Here is a 16,401-nt window from a genome sequence, read left to right as displayed (position 1 = left end):
GAGCTTTCAAGCGCTCGCGAGCAAGCTCGCTCCTACAGGTTCGGGATCAGGCCGGCATTACCCAGGGTTGCAAGGTGTAGCCTTCGCTGCTCAGTTCGGCACGGGCTTGTGCCAGCAGGCTTGCAAGTTGGGCGGCGTCGGCACAGGCGCTGCGCGGGATTTGTTTGCGACCGATACGGGTGTTGGTGCGGTCAATGACCGTCAGGCTCAATTCGCCATGACCGTCTTGTGCAGCCCAGGCAACACATTGAAAAGGTTCAAAGGCGTGGCCGGCAATCAAAAGTGCTTCGTTGAAACGGAGCGGGGCGTTCATAGGGTTGTCTCTCTGGTGTGCCCATCAAGTGATTAACCGTCGGCTGGGCTTACCGTTCGGTTGGTTACTTGTACTGATGACCTCAGACCCGCCTCAGGTCACACACTTTCATGACTTTTTTAAAAGTATTTTTAAAAGCCTGATGCAGATCAATTTTTAACCCCCTGAAAACCTCTGCCGCCGCTTTTCGATGGCCCCGCACGCCTTTGTGCTCAAGTGCGTATTTGGCGATGAGGGTTATAGGGAATTGATCCAAGTGGCGGGCACAGTTTTGTCATACGTTACACCTACCTTAAAACCCTGCCTGTTCTCATCCCATTTATGCTTTTTGGCGTCAAGGAACAGTCATGCTTGTGATGTCCTCCCCGCGACGCCTTTTAGTTGTAGATCCCTGTGACGATTGCCACGCACTGCTGCCGGGGTTGCGTACCATTGGTTGGGCAGTGGACAGCTGTAGCCTTGAGTCGGTCAGCAGCCATTCATGTGATGTCGGATTGTTCCGGCTCCAGCCATTTCATCTAGAGCACCCCGAAGCCGTCAAAGACATGATCAGTCGCAGCGGTACCGAGTGGATCGCCGTACTCAGTGCTGACGTATTGAAGCTGAAAAACGCAGGCGATTTTGTTTGCGAATGGTTTTTTGACTTCCATACGCTTCCCTTCGATGTTTCGCGGGTCCAGGTCACCCTTGGCCGTGCATTCGGTATGGCCCGTTTACGTGGTCACGCCACCACTCTGCACTCTGGTTTAACTGCACGACCCCGCGGCTGCCGGTGAAGGCCTGGTCGCTGGTAACGACCTGGCGGCTGCCACTTACGGGGAGTACGGTTCCGGAGCCTGGTAACAGCGCCACGTTTTGCTGTGACAAAGCGCTGTCATCGATGCCTTGTGGCTGGGCACGCACTGCATTGATCATTTGATTGTTGGCACCGGAGGATTGGTTGACCCCCAGCACACCGCTGCCATTACTGAATGAGTTGCCCTGTATCGCGGCCTTGGCATTGAGCGAAGGGTCGGCCGCAGTGTTGAGTTTCTGACTGATCCGGGTTGAGGCAAGGCCCTGGGTGCCGATGGCAATTGCCCGGCTATTTACCTGCTGCTGTTGATCGCCCGCAGCCTGGTTTACCGTAATGTTGCCGCGGTAGCTGAGGCCGGAATTGTTGATTTCGGCGTTGTTATCGGAGGCTGCGTGAACCTGAGCACTGGCAAGCAGCACAGCAACCAGTAAGGGCAGGGGAATGTTCATGATGTTATTTCCCCTGACTCAGAGCGGTGAGCGGGCTCATGCCCTGCTCGATGCTTCGATTGATGGTGTTGCTGATCGAACCGCCGCTGCCACCACCATGACCGCTGGCCATACCTGGCAGGCCATTGGCTGTATTCAAACCTGGTAGAGCGTTGCCGTTGGGCATCATCGAGTGGGTAATTGAGGCACCGCTGCTGACACTGGCGAAATCACCATCACTGAGCTCACTGGAAGCACTGGTGATACGCAATGCGGGGTTCGCGTTTACAGTCGTGGGGTTAGGGTCCGGATGCATGGCCGGGTTGCCGACTGCAAAAGGTTGAACATCGCGGGTAAGTACAATCACGCCATTACCACCTGCTTGAGCAGTGCTGTAGATACCGAACAGAACAGTCAGGCTGCACGCTGTCAGCAGGCGGTGTTTGCCACGATATATATTCCCCATGATTGTGTTCCTTCTTTATTGGAGCTGGCCCTGGTCGGCGCTACGAAGGGAAGAGCAGTAGTTGTGCCACTTTAAATTAAGTGATTAAAAACAAGTGCTCACAGAGCGTGATGAATCCGTGCATGGCGTCGATGTTTCAAACATGAGACAGCGCGAGGCTATTATTGCGGAGGGAAACAAGGAATTTACGTTGCACTTGATACGAGAGGGGGTGTTTCAGAAACGTTACATTTATTCAGGATATTTTAGGGCGCCGCTAATAATCGGCCTGCAGGCTAACTCGGTGTTTCATGAATGGACATATTGGCGGCTCGAAGCGCTAACTTTTCCAGTGCCCATTGCAAACTCCCGGTGTCCTGATTAACAGACTGGAGATTGCTGAATAAGTTGCCTTGGCTTGGAGGATTTATTAATTGAGCACTACCCAGTCTGGCGATCAGTCGCTGTTCAAACAAGCCAATATCGTCTGCTGCGTATCTTTAATTCGATTCACAAACAGGGTGGCTTTTTATGAGCTTTCGTACATATGTAAGCCATGCAGGGTGCAGACCACCGACCAGAAGGGGGGGAGGCAGCGGTCATGCACCCGGCTATTTACTTGGCTTGGGCTTTTTCCAGGGTTTCAATGCGCTGGTTCAGTTCGCGGATCGATTCGATCAGTGGAGCCACCAGTTTGTCGTAGTCGACCTGCATCAAACCATCCTTGGTGCGTGTCAGCTGTGGATACACCTTGGCCACTTCCTGGGCGATAACCCCGATGTCCTTGCGCCCGCCATCTTTCCATTCGAAGGTGACGCCCTGAATCTTCAGCAGATTCTCGGTAGCCGATGTCAGCGGCACGACTTTGGTTTTCAGGCTTTCATCGCTGAACGGGCAGCACTCGGCGCCAATGTCGCCGGGGCCGCCAAACGGAGGGCAGCCAGGGCCGGTCGGGTTGCTTGGTGAGCATTGGCTGCTATTGGCCAACGGTGCAGGACGGCTGTCAGATTGAGCCAGGGCGTTGGCCGCAAAGGCCAGGGACATGGCGCCAAAGACACCCGAGACAAAGAATATTGATTTCATTATTTTCCTTGAGGTTGAGATAGCCCGTCGTCAAATGTTTGACGACTGGCCTCAAGGTAAAACTTCCAGTTGTTGCTGGATCTAGGAATGCTCTGAATTTGTTAAGAGTTTTCCTAAAAATTCTTATTGCGCCAGCAAGTGTTCAACCGCGGCACAAGCTTGTTGCTGACGGGCCTGCCAGTCACCTCTGATGATCTGCACGGGTTGATGGTGGTGCTCCAGCCACTGAAGGCTGGCAGCGAAAAACCTTTGGCGTTCAGCCAGAGATGGCTGGCAACGCTGGCCGTCGGGTATCCATTCCACATCGTCGGGTGACAGCAGCAAGTGCAGGTCGTAATGCCGGCTGAGAAGTTCGGGTTCAAGCCATGCCGGGCAGTCGCCAAACAGGGTCTGGCTCCACAGGATGTTGCTCAACAAATGGGTGTCCAGAATCAGCAGTTCTGGCTGTTGGGCACGGGCTTGATCCTCCCATTGCAGTTGACCTGCAGCAATCGCCGGAATATCGGCCAGGCAGGTGTCCCGGGGGTTTTGCTCGATAAAATAACGAACGTATTCGCCCACCAGTACGCCGCCAAATCGCTGCTGCAAGAGCGCCGCCAGCCAGCTTTTGCCACTCGACTCCGGCCCCGCCAGTACGACCACCTTCATGTGCGCAGCGCCGGATCGCGGCGCCAGTCACGCCAGCCCTGAATGGCAATAACCGTGAACAGTGCATACAGGCCTGCTGTCAGGTACAGCTCTTGCCAGGCAAAGAACAGGATGTAGAGCACGTCGATGACAAACCACAGGGCCCAGCATTGCAGGCGCTTTTGTGCCATCCACAATTGCGCGACCAGGCTGAATGCGGTCAGCGCTGCATCTTGCCAAGGGACGCCGGAGTCAGTCCAGCGGGCCATTGCCGCGCCCAGAACCAGACTGCCAACAGCACCTGCGCTGAGGCCCGCGAGGACTTGCAAAGGGCTTAACCGGGTAACCACACGGCCCTCGTGCTGTGTCCCGGCGCGGGTCCACTGCCACCAGCCATAAACTTGCAGCAGGGCAAAGAAGACTTGCAGGAGCATGCCCGAGTACAGCTTCATGCCGAAGAATATCCAGCTATACAGCAGCACCATCACCAGGCCGATGGGCCAGCACCAGGGGTTTTGTTTGACTGTTAACCAGACGGCGATGACGCCAAGCGCGGCGGCAAACAGTTCGAGCCCTGACATTGGCATTTCCGGGATGAGTGAAGAAGGGCGGGGATTGTACCTGCAGGCAGGTGGCAGCTCTAGCAGGATTCACATCGTCGCTGATGAGGACCGAAGGCTGCGTAAAGCGATCGCAGCCTTGGTGCCTCGTCAGCGACTACAGGTTCAAGGGATGTGCAGCAACACGTAGTCATTCTTGTCGAAGCGACCACTCAACGCCGGTACTACATTGCCCAAGGCTGTGCCTTGCAGCCCCTGATAATCCTTGCGGTCCATAACGATCCATACCGGGGCTGGCAGGGCCTCCAGCTCGGCGTCGGCCCGGGTGAACAGCGGCAGCAGGTCGCGATTGACATTGACCATGAACTTGATGGCCTTGGCGTCTTTGCCCATGCCGTGCAGTACTAGCGGGGCAGGCTCGCGGTCGATCATGCGCATGGCGTTTTCGGTAAAGTTACGGGTGTCATACTGTTCGCGCTCCACCGGTTCGAACACCATGATGAAGCAGGCCCACAACGCCAGAACGGCGCATGCCGCCAAACCGCCCGTTCGCCATTGCGCCTTGAACAGCAGGGCCAGCGCCGCCACTTGCAGCACGCCCAGCACCATAAAGATCGCAGTCAATGAAGGCAGCTGGTCGTCAAAGCGTTTGCGCACAATGCTCAGGCCCACCATCAACAACGCGGGCAATAGCAGGAAAAGCCCCTGAATCAAACCGCGCAGCCCGGCATAGACCCGCCCCTGCAAACCTTGAAACGGATACGCCGCAATGATCGCCGCCATCGGCAACATGGGCAGCAAGTAACGGGCTTTTTTCGCCTGCGGGATCGACAGCCCGATCATTACGATCAAGCCGGCGCCCACGCAGTATTTGACCAGCTGCAGCCCCGGGCCCGATTGCTTGCGCCCGACGATCAGGGTCGCCACCAGTACCAGCATTGCCAGCGGGTACGCCAGCGCGTAGTTGCCCATGGAACTGGTGAAGTAATACAGGGTGCTGCTCGCACCTTCCGTACCGTCCATGCGGCCAGTCACTTGCATGCGGATCACTTCATGGACGAAGGCCTCACCGCCGCTGATCCAGGCCAGCAACAACAGGGTACCTATGCACGCAGCCAGCAGAACCAGCGCTTGCAGGCCAACGCTGATCAGCCGGCGCCATTGACCGCTGAGCAGGTAGTAACTGCAGAGCATGCCGGTGGGAATGACCAGGCCAATCGGGCCGCGTATGGCAAACCCCAGTACCAGCAAAAGTAGTAGCCAGTGATGCCGGCGCGGTGCAGAAAAATGGTCGTGTGCATAGGCCAGATAAAACGCTGCCAGGCTGACGGCTGCAAGCATTTGATCCAGGGAGACGGCACGGGTTTCGGTGACAAAGGTCATGCTCAGCAGCAACAGCGCCACACTGACCAGCGCCCAGGACCTGGACTGCGGTGCGACCAGGCGATACATCAAAGTAACAATCAGCGCACCGGCAATGGCTGTGGGCAGCCATGCGGTGAGGCTGGTCACCTGTCCAGACGGCAAGGACAATAACCAGGTGAACAGAGTCGAAGTGGCGCTGTAGTCAGCATATGGCTGGCCGTAGGTGGTCGGGAAAAAGCCCGGGCCGTGACGCAGCATTTCCTTGGCAAACATTACAAAGCGCGAATCAAAACCGATCGCCGCCAGTTGCGGTTCACCCAAGATGAACAGCACCAGTGCCAGTGCGCCTAAAATCAATGACTGACGGTGCAGTGCACGTAAACTGCTGGAAGAATAATTGGCCTGCATCTCGAGTTTCCCTGCCTCAAAACAGTACAAAAAAAAAGCGCCGCCATTGTTGCCAATGGCGGCGCTGTCATTTCATCAAACGGTCGTTGAACCTTGGGACACTGGCAAGTTGCAGGACTCGCCACGCCCCATCGGGTAGTACTGCAACCCTGCACGCGCCAGACGCTCGCCGTCATACAGGTTGCGTCCGTCGAAGATCACCGGGGTTTTGAGGCGGGCCTTGATCAGATCAAAGTCCGGCGCCTTGAATTGTTGCCACTCGGTACACACGATCAGTGCGTCGGCTCCGTTGAGGGTCGATTCCGGAGTCCCCATCAGGCTCAGGCGCGGTTCGTCACCGTACAAACGCTGGGTTTCCTGCATGGCTTCAGGGTCGAATGCGCGAACGTCGGCGCCGGCATCCCACAGTGCCTGCATCAATACGCGGCTCGGTGCATCGCGCATGTCGTCGGTATTGGGTTTGAACGCCAGGCCCCACAGGGCGAAGGTTTTACCTTTCAGATCACCTTTGAAGAACCCGTTGATGCGATCGAACAGCTTGTGCTTCTGGCGTTCGTTGATGGCTTCAACCGCCTGCAGCAGGTCGCTGGAGCAATTGACTTGCTGGGCACTGTGGATCAGCGCGCGCATGTCTTTGGGGAAACACGAGCCGCCATAGCCGCAGCCAGGGTAAATAAAGTGGTAGCCGATGCGGGTATCGGCACCGATGCCCAGGCGCACTGCTTCAATGTCGGCCCCCAGGTGCTCTGCCAGTTCGGCAATCTGGTTGATAAAGCTGATCTTGGTGGCGAGCATGCAGTTGGCGGCGTATTTGGTCAGCTCGGCGCTGCGCAGGTCCATGAAAATAATACGGTCATGGTTGCGGTTGAACGGGGCGTAAAGGTCGCGCATCACTTCGCGCACTTCTTCTCGGGCGCAGCCGATGATGATGCGATCCGGACGGCGGCAGTCCGTCACTGCCGAGCCTTCCTTGAGGAATTCGGGGTTGGACACGACGTCGAATTGCAACGAGCGCCCGGTCTGGCTCAGCGCTTTATTGATATGGATCGTCAGGGCGTCGCCGGTGCCTACTGGAACGGTGGATTTTTCTACCAGGATCAACGGTTCAACGCGATGGCGGGCGACTGCGTCTCCGACCGAGAATACTGCGCCCAGGTCTGCCGAACCGTCTTCGCTGGGCGGGGTGCCCACGGCGATAAACAGCACCTGGCCGTGCTCAACCGCGAGTTTCTCATCGCTGGTAAATCGCAGGCGCTTGCTTTCAAGGTTATCCCGCACGAGGCTGGAGAGTCCCGGTTCAAAAATACTGACATGACCTTGTTGCAGCAGTTCGACCTTCTTCTGGTCGATGTCCATGCAGATCACATCGTGGCCGACTTCCGCCAATACCGTCGCCTGCACCAGGCCTACATAACCACTACCAAATACACTGATTTTCATGCGCAGTTCCTGGAACTTGGGGTACGTCGAGAGTTGATCGTTAGTACCCCCAGAATGACCAAGGTCACACCAAGGGTTTTCGAAAGGGTGAAGCTTTCATGGAACACCGGCAGGCTGGCGGCCAGCAGGTACACCAGGGCGTAACTGATGCTTAGCAGCGAATAGGCGCGGCCCAGGGGCAAGTCCCGCAAGGCCAGCAGCCAGCAGAGCATCGATAGCGCGTAGGCCATGATGGCCGCAAAAACCACACCCAGCGCCGGCACTGATACCTCCCCCTGACTGATCGCGCTCAGCCATTGAGCAGGTTCCGGCAGGCGGGTCATGCTCCAGCGCATGCCCAACTGGGCCGTGCTGACCAGCAATACGCTGGCCGAGGCAAAGACAAATCCACGGCGCAGGCTCATGTGTGCTGTCCTAACAGGACCACACCGGCAATTACCAGCCCTACACCTATCCAGTGACGCCGATCGATGTGTTCTTTGAACAGATAGCGGGCTACCAGGGTGATCAGCACAAAATTCAGGCTGAGCATCGGGTAGGCAACCCCGACTTCAAGCCGTTGCAGTACCAGCAGCCATACCAGCAAACCGAAGCCCAGGCACAGCAGTGCCAGCCACAGCCAGGGCGATTGCAGCTTTTGCGCAACCCCGGACTCGGGGCCGCGCCAGCTTTCGACTGCGTATTTTTGGGCAATCTGGCCTGCGCAGGTCAGCAGGCAGGCCAGCAACAGAAGTGCAAATGTCATTGGGCGCTCTGCGGGAAGATCAGAATCACCATGTTGCCGTCGTCATAACGCTGGCCATCTTCAGGCAGCATGTCCATTTCATGGCTTTCATCGCTGTCCTTGACCCGCATTACCACGCCCACCGGACCCTGGCGTCGCGCTTCAGTCATCCACGGGCCAATGTCGGCCAACGCAATGCTTTTGCCTTTGGCATCGTCATAGGTCAGGCCGTATTTGACTTCACCCTGGGTGTTGTACAGCGTCACATCGGGGCGGCGCAGGCGCCAGGACAAGGCAGAGGCTGCACCCAGATCGTTGCTGAGCAAGGTTTTGGCCTGGGACAGCTCCTGGACATGCTCAAGAATGAACTGATCGGGCATTTTGTTGTGCACAACGCTGCTGGGCATGCTGGCTGGTAACGCAAGCACCAGAACCCCCATAGCCAGGGCAGGCGCCGCCCACATCTTCAGCGGCCGGGAAAGTGTCAGCAGGCCGGTGACGATCCACGTCAGCAGCACGCCGACCAGCAACGCCATGTGTTGCGGCTCGTTGTCATAGAACGGTTTCTTGATCTGGAAGTAGATCAGGGCCGCCAGTCCCGCACTGCCCACCAGCAAGTTGACCAGGCCGTTAAAGCGCAAGGCACCGGTTTTGGCCTGTTCTACCCGCTGGATCATCCCGTGGCCAAGCAACAGAGCCAGCGGCAACATGCAGGGCATGATGTAGGTCGGTAACTTGCCTTTGCTCAGACTGAACAAGGCCAGCGGCAGCAGAAACCATAGCGACACGAAAACTACGCTGGCATGGCGCTTGTTCTGCCAGGCATCCTTGAACGTAACGGGCAACAGGGCTGCCCAGGGCAGGCTGGAAACCACCAGCAGCGGCAGATAGAACCACCACGGGCGCCCGTGCTGGGCATCGTCACCGGCAAAACGGCGAATATGCTCGTGCCAAAAGAAGAAGCGCCAGTAGTCAGGCTCCTGGGCGTGAACGGCGAGGACCCAGGGCAGCGATACAAGGGCGGCAACCAGCATGGCCACCAGACCGTATTTGACCAGCTCGACAAAGCGCTTTTGCCAGATCATGTAGGGCAGGGCAATCAACACCGGCAACAGCAGGGCCAGAAAGCCTTTGGTCATAAAGCCCATGCCACAGGCAAAACCCAGTACAGCCCAACTGATCAGGCGATCGCGCCGGGTGCTGCTGTCAACCGCAAACCACAACGCGACCAGACTCAAGTTAACCCACAGAGTGAACTGCGAGTCGAGGTTCGAGTAACCCGCCTGGCCGGCGATCAGGCCGAATGTCATGTAGACCAGGGCGCAGGCAAAGCTCTTGCGCGGGTCATTCCACAAACGGCGGGCCACGACATAGGCCAGGAACACACTGAGGCCGGTGGCAACGGCGGAGGCTATGCGCACGCCGAACAGGTTTTCGCCAAAAATGGCCTGGCCTATGGCGATCATCCAGTAGCCGGCAATCGGCTTCTCGAAGTAACGCAAGTCCATGAAGTGCGGGGTGATCCAGTTGCCGTCGACCAGAATTTGCTGGCCGATTTGCGCGTAGCGTGTTTCGTCCGGGATCCACAAACCGTGGGTGCCCAGCGGCAACAGATAAAACGCGATAAAAGCCAGAACCAGAAGCGGTATCGTCCAGCGCTGAGTCATGGTTTCTGCACTCCCAGCCAGCCTTCACGCCCGTCCAGTACGCCCCGGCTCAATTGTCCGGCTGCAATACTGTCGGGATCGGCGGGCAGCAAATCCCGCAAGGGCTGGAAATGAATGTCACGGGTACGGGCCTGCGCCAGTAATTGACGGAAGTCGTTAGCCATCAGAATCCCTTCTACTTCAGCGTGGATAGTGTACGCATTCAGCTTTTGTGGGCTGAAGCGATCAAGAATGTATGAATTGAAGTCGGCGGCACTCAGCTCTGGCCCGACCACTTCATCGAAAGTGGGTAGATCCACAGGGATTTGCGGCGCGCCCAGGCTGCCGTCGGCCAACCTTGGCCGAAACAGACTGTGCCCGCGGCAATCACTGTTGTAACGAAAGCCAAAGGTTTCCTTGGCCTGGACTACGCGCTCGTCTGCACGCCAGCCGGCGGCGGCCGAACATTCGACCGCCTGGCCGGTAATGTCGCTCAAGGTGTCGACGCCGCGCCGGATCTGCTCGATCAGTTGCGCCTCGCTCCAGCGCCCGGTGTTGGCTTGCCAGCCATGGTGATCCCAGGCATGCAAGCCGACCTCATGGCCCGCAGCCAGGGTCTGGCGCATTAAATGCCCCAGATCCTTGCCGATGGGCTTTCCTGGCCAGGCAGTGCCGGCCAGCAAAATATCCCAGCCATAGAGGCTGGCGGCCTTGGAACGCATCATCTTCCAGAAAAACTGGGGCTTGATCAGCCGCCATAAATGGCGGCCCATATTGTCAGGCCCCACGCTGAAAAAAAACGTGGCCTTGATCTGGGCTTCATCGAGCAGTTCAAGCAACCGCGGAACCCCTTCTCGGGTTCCACGGTAGGTATCGACATCTATGCGCAGTCCAGCTTGCATTAGCGTTTTTCCGCGATTTCAACCATGGCTTCACGCAGGAAGAAATCCAGGGTCTTGCCAATGGTTTCGCTGAGTTCGGTCGTCGGGGTCCAGTCGATCAGGCGACGGGCGTTCTCGACGCTTGGCTTGCGGTGGCTCACGTCCTGATAGCCGGTGCCGTAGAACGACTGGCTCTCAACATCGCGGAAACCGGCAAATGGCGGGAAGTTGTCACGCAGCGGATGCGCTTCGAACTGACGCAGCAACTCTTCACCCAGTTCACGGATACTGGCTTCGTTTTCCGGGTTGCCAATGTTGATGATCTGGCCGTCGCACTTGCCGCCTTTGTTGTCGATGATGCGCGCCAGAGCTTCGATACCATCGGCCACGTCGGTGAAGCAGCGTTTTTGTTCGCCGCCGTCTACCAGACGAATCGGGGTGCCTTCCACGAGGTGCAGGATCAGCTGAGTGATGGCGCGCGAGCTGCCAACCCGTGCCGAGTCCAGACGGTCGAGACGCGGGCCCATCCAGTTAAATGGACGGAACAGGGTGAACTTCAGGCCTTTCTGGCCGTAGGCCCAGATCACGCGGTCCAGCAGTTGCTTGGAGACCGAGTAGATCCAGCGCTGTTTGTTGATCGGGCCAACAATCAGGTTGGACGTGTCTTCGTCGAAGTTCTTGTCCTGGCACATGCCATACACTTCGGACGTGGACGGGAAGATCACACGCTTGTTGTATTTGACGCAGTAGCGCACCAGCTTGAGGTTTTCCTCGAAGTCCAGTTCGAATACACGCAACGGGTTGCGGGTGTATTCGATTGGCGTGGCGATGGCCACCAGCGGCAGAACCACGTCGCATTTTTTGATGTGGTACTCGATCCACTCGGTGTGGATGCTGATATCACCTTCCACAAAGTGGAAGTTCGGGTGGCTGCGCAGACGCTCAATGGCGTCAGAACCGATATCCAGACCGTAAACTTCGTACTGGTCGTCCTGCAGCAGGCGCTCGGACAGGTGGTTACCGATAAAGCCGTTAACCCCCAGGATCAGGACGCGGGTACGGCGGGCCTTGCGACCCGACTCGCTACCGCGCAGACGCGAACCTTCTACCAGACCCAGTTCCCGGGCCAGTTGCGGGCCGCTCAGGTACAGGCCGTTTTCATTGCGCTGACCGGCAGTCACTACCAGCGAGTCCTGACCACATGCGATGCGTAGCGGATCGCAACTGATGACCTGGCCCGGTGCGTGGCCCTGGTTACCGGCAACCACTTCGGCGCCCCAGACGATCAGTTTGTGCTCGCCCACTGCACAGAAGGCCCCCGGATAAGGTTGAGTAACAGCCCGAACCAGATTGAACAGCTCTTCTGCAGGGCGTGCCCACTGCAGCAGGCCATCAGCTGGCGTGCGACGACCAAAGTAGGTGGCTTTGGATTCGTCTTGCGGGGTTTCCTTGAGCTTGCCCTGGGGCAGCAGCGGCAGGGCTTCGGCCAGCAACTGGGCAGCGGTTTCGCGCAATTTGCCGTGCAGGGTCAGTGCGGTGTCGGTGCGTTCGATGCTGATCCGTTGTTGCGCCAGAATGTCGCCTGCGTCGGCTCGTTTGACCATACGGTGCAGGGTCACGCCGGTTTCGGTTTCGCCCTTGACCAGTACCCAGTTCGCCGGAGCGCGGCCGCGGTAGCGCGGGAGCAACGAGCCGTGCAGGTTGAAAGCACCCTGGCTGACGCTGGTCAGCAACTCTTCGCCCAACAGGTTGCGGTAGTAAAACGAGAAAATGTAGTCGGCGTTCAGCTTGCGGATACGTTCGATCCACAGCGGATGGTTGGCGTCTTCCGGTGCATGTACCGGAATGCCTTTGCGGGCACACAGCTGGGCGACCGAACCATAAAAGTTATTTTCTTTCGGGTCATCGGCATGGGTAAACACAGCAGCAATTTCGTAGCCTGCATTGAGCAAGGCTTCAATGCCTGTGCAGCCAATATCGTGATAGGCGAAAACAACGGCTTTCAAACTCATGATTGAACCTGTGTCGAAGTTGAAGAAGTCGGGGTGCAAGTTGAAACGGTAGAAGTTGCAGGTTCGGCGCGAACGATTTTTTCAATGAAAAACCGTGGCCGGGCCCGCACATCGCTGTACATGCGGCCCAGGTATTCGCCCAGTAGCCCCATGCCGATAAATTGGCCGCCGGTAAACACGAACAGCACCGCAAACAGTACGAAGGTGCCGTGTCCGGCCCACGAGGCGCCGAAGATCAGGCGCAGCATGATCAATGCAATGGCGAAGAGCACGCCCAGTACCGCCATGCTGAAACCGATGATGCTCAGCAGACGCAAAGGTGTGGTGGTCATGCAGGTGATCAGGTCGAACATCAGGTTGATCAGGCGCATGGGGCTGTACTTGGAATCACCGTGTTCGCGCTCGGCATGTTCGACCAGCACTTCAGTGGTGTGCCGGGCAAAACTGTTGGCGAGAATCGGGATAAACGTACTGCGTTCGCGACAGGCGAGCATGGCCTCAACGATGGAGCGGCGATAGCAGCGCAGCATGCAGCCGTAATCGCTCATGGCAACACCTGTCGAGCGTTGCACGGCCAGGTTGATCAGCCGTGACGGCCAGCGGCGCCAGGCGGAGTCCTGCCGATTGTTGCGCACTGTGCCGACCACGTCGTAGCCCAGGGCTGCCTGGGCGACCAGGCGCGGGATTTCTTCCGGCGGATTTTGCAGGTCGGCGTCCAGAGTGATGACAACATCGCCTTTGGAATGCTCGAAGCCCGCCATGATCGCAGCATGTTGCCCATAGTTACGATTGAGAATTACCGCAACTACCGGGCTGCCTTCGCGTGCAGCCGCGTCCTCGAGGATTTGCGCCGATTGATCCCGGCTGCCGTCATCGACCAGAACGATTTCATAGGCCTGCGTCAACTGTGCACAGGCTGCTTCAGTACGGCGCAATAGCTCAGGAAGACTCTGCTCTTCGTTGTAGACCGGTATGACGATCGACACGCACTGGATAGGGTAGGGTTTCAAATTATTCGTTCCAGTCAGTTTCAATGGCACAAGACGACTCGGTAAAAGTCGATCTACTTGCGCGCAGGCCAAGGCTCGCGTGCACGTGGAGTAAAGACTATTACGTCTAAAGGTAAAGTCATCGGACTACGATATCTGCATGATTTTGTTGCAGACTTTTGCGTACTTCCGTCGCAGGAATGAGCATACGTTAAACGCAGAGTTGTGAAAAACCTATGAAAGTTCGATCAAGGTCCCATGCTTTTAAGGGCTAGACAGCTGTTATTCAGGAAAGCATTTCTCGCGTCCAAACATCCAGCGTTTAGAGGCTTTTCAGTAACGCATTATCTTTTAGCGCTTGTTGCGCTAATAAAACAGTGATGCAGGTCGGGATAGGGCACATATAAATATTCAGTAATTAATGCGCCAACCTGCGGGCATGTGATGCGAGTCACATCGGTTGGCGCATTCAAACAGGCTATTAGTTCAGGCCGAGCTTGCCACGCAAGGTCGACAAGTCTTCGGCCAGGGTGTTGACGGGGCCAATCAACGCCTTGCGGTCGTTGTCCTTGATCTTGTCATAGGTTTCAAAGCCGCCGTCCTGGGTACGGTATTTGGCCAGAATCCTGTCAACAGTGGCGAAGTTCTTGTCCACCTTGGCTGCAAACGCCTGGTCGCTCTGCTGGATCTGGCTGCGAAACAGGTCGAAGATTTTTTTCGCGCCGTCAACGTTCCCCTGGAAGTCGTACAGATCGGTGTGGCTGTAGCGGTCTTCTTCGCCGGAAATCTTGGTAGCAGCCACTTCTTCCATCAGCGAAGCGGCGCCACCGACAACTTTCTCAGGCGGGAACGTCAGCCCGGCGACACGCTTTTGCAGATCCTGGACGTCTTTGCTCAGCCCGTCTGCCAGTTCATTCAGGCCCTGGGTGCTGTTCTCGGAAAACAGGCTGTATTCGATGCGGTGAAAACCGGTGAAGTCCGGGGCTTTTACCCCTTGTTCATGATCGTCGACCCGGGAGTCGATCGACGCGTCCAGGTCGCTGAACAGTTCGGCAATAGGCTCAATGGACTCGTAATGGACGCGAGTCGGAGCGTAGAGCTTTTTGGCTGCGGCCAAATCACCCTTTTTTACCGCATCGGTAAATTGCTGCGTATTGTCGGCCAGTAGATCCAGCTGCTCGGTGACGTAAATCTTGTAGTCCGAGACCGGGCCCACCAGGTCCAGCGGTGCAGTCGCTGCCAGGGCCGAGAGCGGGGTATGGAGCAAGCCAAGTGTGATGAGCAGTGCGAATGGCGTCTTCTTCATGGGGCTTTTCCGGTTGGGTTCAGATGATTGGGTCAGGCGTTGGCAACAGGTGCGGCGGCATTGAGCAAGGAACGCCCAATGAAATCCTGCTCGTCGCGCACCCCGGGCAGCGTGAAGAAGTAACCGCCGCCGACCGGCTTGAGGTATTCCTCCAGGGGTTCGCCATTGAGTCTGGTTTGCACCGCGATAAAGCCTTGTTCCAGATCGCTCTGGTAGCAGATGAACAGCAGTCCCATGTCCAGCTGGCCGTTTTTGTTAACCCCGTTGGAGTAGTTGAACGGTCGACGCAGTATCAGGCTGTTGCGGGTTTGTGCCGTGCGCGGGTTGGCCAGGCGGATGTGTGCATCAAGCCTGGTCACTTTGCCATCGGGATCGTTGCTGTAGTCCGGGACATCGGTTTCATGGGCGCCATCCATGGGGGCGCCACTGGCTTTGTTGCGACCGAAAATACTTTGCTGCTCTTGCAGCGGTGTGCGGTCCCAGCGCTCCACGAAGTTGCGGATGATGCGTACCGCCTGGTAACTGCCGTTGACCGCCCAGTGCGGTTCGTCAGTTTCGGGCCCGACCCAGACAATGCTGTTCATCAGGCTGTTGTCGGTGGAGTCCGGGTTGGCCGAGCCATCGCGAAAGCCCAGAAAGTTGCGCGCGCTTTGCGCCGGCTCGCCGGGCTTGGTCGGCGCTTGTGGCGGCACTGTACCTTCCTGCTTCCAGCGCACCAGCAACAAATCCGGCAGGTTTTTCACAATGTCGCGCAGGGCGTGAATATTGGTGTCCGCAGTGTGGGCGCAAAACTGCAGGCTTAGATCGCCATGGCACTGTGCAGGCTCGAGCGCATCGTTGGGGAAACCTTGCATGCGGCTCAAGCGCTTGGGCTTGGCGGTCGCCAGGCCAAAGCGCTCATCGAACAGCGACGCCCCCACCGAGACCGTCACCGTCAGGTTGTCCGGTGTCACCTGCGGGCCGAGAATCCCTGAGTCAGGAGGCGGCAGCCTTGGGTCGGCATGAGGGGCCGGGCCGCCCTTGACCAGGAACGCAATGCGTTGATTGAGGGTGCGAAACAGGCGTTCCAGGTCTTGCCGGTCGCTGGCCAGCACATCAAAAGCCACCAGCATGCCCGCTGCGGGGCGCGGGGTGAGAATACCGTTTTGATGCTGATCGTAATAATCATGCCGGTCCCGGGTTTTATCGCTGCTCGGGGCCTGGGTCACCTGAACGTTTTGCCCGCCACTGGCGGCCATGGCCGGGCAGCTCAAAGCGCCGCCTGCCAGTGCCGCCCCGGCGACTCCCATGCCCAGCAGCACACGACGGCGCTGCAGATTGAATGGATCAAGACTGTTTTCTGAGTCGCTCATGTGCATCTCGTCTGCAATTACAGGCC

Annotated in this window: 16 protein-coding genes and 1 pseudogene; 1 reads left to right on the top strand and 16 read right to left on the bottom strand. The window is 57.5% G+C overall.

All coding sequences use genetic code 11. The features are described 5' to 3' along the window. Positions 1-46: 46 nt before the first annotated feature. On the bottom strand, positions 47-313 hold the full coding sequence (locus JQ845_RS05840) for a hypothetical protein (RefSeq protein WP_003445381.1): 267 nt from the start codon (positions 311-313) through the stop codon (positions 47-49). A gap of 347 nt (positions 314-660) precedes the next feature. Here JQ845_RS05840 and JQ845_RS05835 point away from each other — a divergent pair. Next, a pseudogene (locus tag JQ845_RS05835) lies at positions 661-1,044 on the top strand (VpsR-related response regulator); the annotation flags it as partial. Here the strand turns inward: JQ845_RS05835 and JQ845_RS05830 are convergent. The 15 genes from JQ845_RS05830 to efeB all read right to left on the bottom strand — a co-directional run bounded on the left by JQ845_RS05830 (position 995) and on the right by efeB (position 16,375). Then, positions 995-1,558, bottom strand: coding sequence for an adhesin (locus JQ845_RS05830; RefSeq protein WP_203008736.1), 564 nt, complete (start codon positions 1,556-1,558; stop codon positions 995-997). The pseudogene JQ845_RS05835 and the gene JQ845_RS05830 overlap by 50 nt on opposite strands. Before the next feature lie 4 nt (positions 1,559-1,562). Continuing rightward, positions 1,563-2,003: a hypothetical protein gene (locus JQ845_RS05825; RefSeq protein WP_203008735.1), complete on the bottom strand. Its 441-nt coding sequence runs from the start codon at positions 2,001-2,003 to the stop codon at positions 1,563-1,565. 594 nt (positions 2,004-2,597) lie between these two features. Continuing rightward, a complete protein-coding gene (locus JQ845_RS05820; protein WP_127195426.1) occupies positions 2,598-3,065 on the bottom strand; it encodes a tail fiber domain-containing protein in 468 nt (155 codons plus the stop codon). Between the two features lie 123 nt (positions 3,066-3,188). Continuing rightward, on the bottom strand, positions 3,189-3,713 hold the full coding sequence (locus tag JQ845_RS05815) for an AAA family ATPase (protein ID WP_010656538.1): 525 nt from the start codon (positions 3,711-3,713) through the stop codon (positions 3,189-3,191). Then, a complete protein-coding gene (pnuC, locus tag JQ845_RS05810) occupies positions 3,710-4,273 on the bottom strand; it encodes a nicotinamide riboside transporter PnuC (RefSeq protein ID WP_003445396.1) in 564 nt (187 codons plus the stop codon). The genes JQ845_RS05815 and pnuC overlap by 4 nt, the downstream gene beginning before the upstream one ends. Before the next feature lie 144 nt (positions 4,274-4,417). After that, complete coding sequence (locus JQ845_RS05805; protein WP_203008734.1) at positions 4,418-6,025, bottom strand: ArnT family glycosyltransferase; 1,608 nt, start codon at positions 6,023-6,025, stop codon at positions 4,418-4,420. 75 nt (positions 6,026-6,100) lie between these two features. Continuing rightward, a complete protein-coding gene (locus JQ845_RS05800; protein WP_003445400.1) occupies positions 6,101-7,465 on the bottom strand; it encodes a UDP-glucose dehydrogenase family protein in 1,365 nt (454 codons plus the stop codon). Beyond that, positions 7,462-7,869 (bottom strand): 4-amino-4-deoxy-L-arabinose-phosphoundecaprenol flippase subunit ArnF, encoded by a 408-nt coding sequence (gene arnF / locus JQ845_RS05795; RefSeq protein ID WP_003445402.1) that lies wholly within the window; start codon positions 7,867-7,869, stop codon positions 7,462-7,464. The genes JQ845_RS05800 and arnF overlap by 4 nt, the downstream gene beginning before the upstream one ends. Continuing rightward, the gene (gene arnE, locus JQ845_RS05790) at positions 7,866-8,210 is read right to left on the bottom strand and encodes a 4-amino-4-deoxy-L-arabinose-phosphoundecaprenol flippase subunit ArnE (protein ID WP_003445404.1); all 345 of its coding nucleotides are present in this window, start codon (positions 8,208-8,210) and stop codon (positions 7,866-7,868) included. The genes arnF and arnE overlap by 4 nt, the downstream gene beginning before the upstream one ends. Further along, a complete protein-coding gene (gene arnT / locus JQ845_RS05785) occupies positions 8,207-9,856 on the bottom strand; it encodes a lipid IV(A) 4-amino-4-deoxy-L-arabinosyltransferase (RefSeq protein WP_203008733.1) in 1,650 nt (549 codons plus the stop codon). The genes arnE and arnT overlap by 4 nt, the downstream gene beginning before the upstream one ends. Beyond that, the gene (arnD, locus tag JQ845_RS05780; protein ID WP_003445409.1) at positions 9,853-10,737 is read right to left on the bottom strand and encodes a 4-deoxy-4-formamido-L-arabinose-phosphoundecaprenol deformylase; all 885 of its coding nucleotides are present in this window, start codon (positions 10,735-10,737) and stop codon (positions 9,853-9,855) included. The genes arnT and arnD overlap by 4 nt, the downstream gene beginning before the upstream one ends. Beyond that, positions 10,737-12,728, bottom strand: coding sequence for a bifunctional UDP-4-amino-4-deoxy-L-arabinose formyltransferase/UDP-glucuronic acid oxidase ArnA (arnA, locus tag JQ845_RS05775; RefSeq protein ID WP_203008732.1), 1,992 nt, complete (start codon positions 12,726-12,728; stop codon positions 10,737-10,739). The genes arnD and arnA overlap by 1 nt, the downstream gene beginning before the upstream one ends. Next, the gene (gene arnC / locus JQ845_RS05770) at positions 12,725-13,738 is read right to left on the bottom strand and encodes an undecaprenyl-phosphate 4-deoxy-4-formamido-L-arabinose transferase (protein ID WP_003445413.1); all 1,014 of its coding nucleotides are present in this window, start codon (positions 13,736-13,738) and stop codon (positions 12,725-12,727) included. The genes arnA and arnC overlap by 4 nt, the downstream gene beginning before the upstream one ends. 460 nt (positions 13,739-14,198) lie before the next feature. After that, positions 14,199-15,023: an iron uptake system protein EfeO gene (gene efeO, locus JQ845_RS05765; RefSeq protein ID WP_203008731.1), complete on the bottom strand. Its 825-nt coding sequence runs from the start codon at positions 15,021-15,023 to the stop codon at positions 14,199-14,201. A 32-nt stretch (positions 15,024-15,055) separates the two neighbouring features. Then, positions 15,056-16,375, bottom strand: coding sequence for an iron uptake transporter deferrochelatase/peroxidase subunit (gene efeB, locus JQ845_RS05760; protein ID WP_203008730.1), 1,320 nt, complete (start codon positions 16,373-16,375; stop codon positions 15,056-15,058). Between the last annotated feature and the right edge of the window lie 26 nt (positions 16,376-16,401).

It is taken from the genome of Pseudomonas paraversuta (assembly GCF_904063065.1).
Taxonomy (GTDB): Bacteria; Pseudomonadota; Gammaproteobacteria; order Pseudomonadales; family Pseudomonadaceae; genus Aquipseudomonas; species Aquipseudomonas paraversuta.
The sequence above is the reverse complement of the archived record's forward strand: the minus strand, read 5'-3'. Positions and strand labels throughout refer to the sequence as shown.

What these genes read in the sequence shown, in the direction of transcription:
- arnF (WP_003445402.1), bottom strand. Translation starts at nt 7,869, where the DNA reads ATGAGCCTGCGCCGTGGATTTGTCTTTGCCTCGGCCAGCGTATTGCTG.
- JQ845_RS05840 (WP_003445381.1), bottom strand. Translation starts at nt 313, where the DNA reads ATGAACGCCCCGCTCCGTTTCAACGAAGCACTTTTGATTGCCGGCCAC.
- arnD (WP_003445409.1), bottom strand. Translation starts at nt 10,737, where the DNA reads ATGCAAGCTGGACTGCGCATAGATGTCGATACCTACCGTGGAACCCGA.
- arnE (WP_003445404.1), bottom strand. Translation starts at nt 8,210, where the DNA reads ATGACATTTGCACTTCTGTTGCTGGCCTGCCTGCTGACCTGCGCAGGC.
- arnT (WP_203008733.1), bottom strand. Translation starts at nt 9,856, where the DNA reads ATGACTCAGCGCTGGACGATACCGCTTCTGGTTCTGGCTTTTATCGCG.
- efeO (WP_203008731.1), bottom strand. Translation starts at nt 15,023, where the DNA reads ATGAAGAAGACGCCATTCGCACTGCTCATCACACTTGGCTTGCTCCAT.
- arnA (WP_203008732.1), bottom strand. Translation starts at nt 12,728, where the DNA reads ATGAGTTTGAAAGCCGTTGTTTTCGCCTATCACGATATTGGCTGCACA.
- JQ845_RS05820 (WP_127195426.1), bottom strand. Translation starts at nt 3,065, where the DNA reads ATGAAATCAATATTCTTTGTCTCGGGTGTCTTTGGCGCCATGTCCCTG.
- JQ845_RS05825 (WP_203008735.1), bottom strand. Translation starts at nt 2,003, where the DNA reads ATGGGGAATATATATCGTGGCAAACACCGCCTGCTGACAGCGTGCAGC.
- JQ845_RS05805 (WP_203008734.1), bottom strand. Translation starts at nt 6,025, where the DNA reads ATGCAGGCCAATTATTCTTCCAGCAGTTTACGTGCACTGCACCGTCAG.
- JQ845_RS05815 (WP_010656538.1), bottom strand. Translation starts at nt 3,713, where the DNA reads ATGAAGGTGGTCGTACTGGCGGGGCCGGAGTCGAGTGGCAAAAGCTGG.
- JQ845_RS05830 (WP_203008736.1), bottom strand. Translation starts at nt 1,558, where the DNA reads ATGAACATTCCCCTGCCCTTACTGGTTGCTGTGCTGCTTGCCAGTGCT.
- efeB (WP_203008730.1), bottom strand. Translation starts at nt 16,375, where the DNA reads ATGAGCGACTCAGAAAACAGTCTTGATCCATTCAATCTGCAGCGCCGT.
- JQ845_RS05800 (WP_003445400.1), bottom strand. Translation starts at nt 7,465, where the DNA reads ATGAAAATCAGTGTATTTGGTAGTGGTTATGTAGGCCTGGTGCAGGCG.
- pnuC (WP_003445396.1), bottom strand. Translation starts at nt 4,273, where the DNA reads ATGTCAGGGCTCGAACTGTTTGCCGCCGCGCTTGGCGTCATCGCCGTC.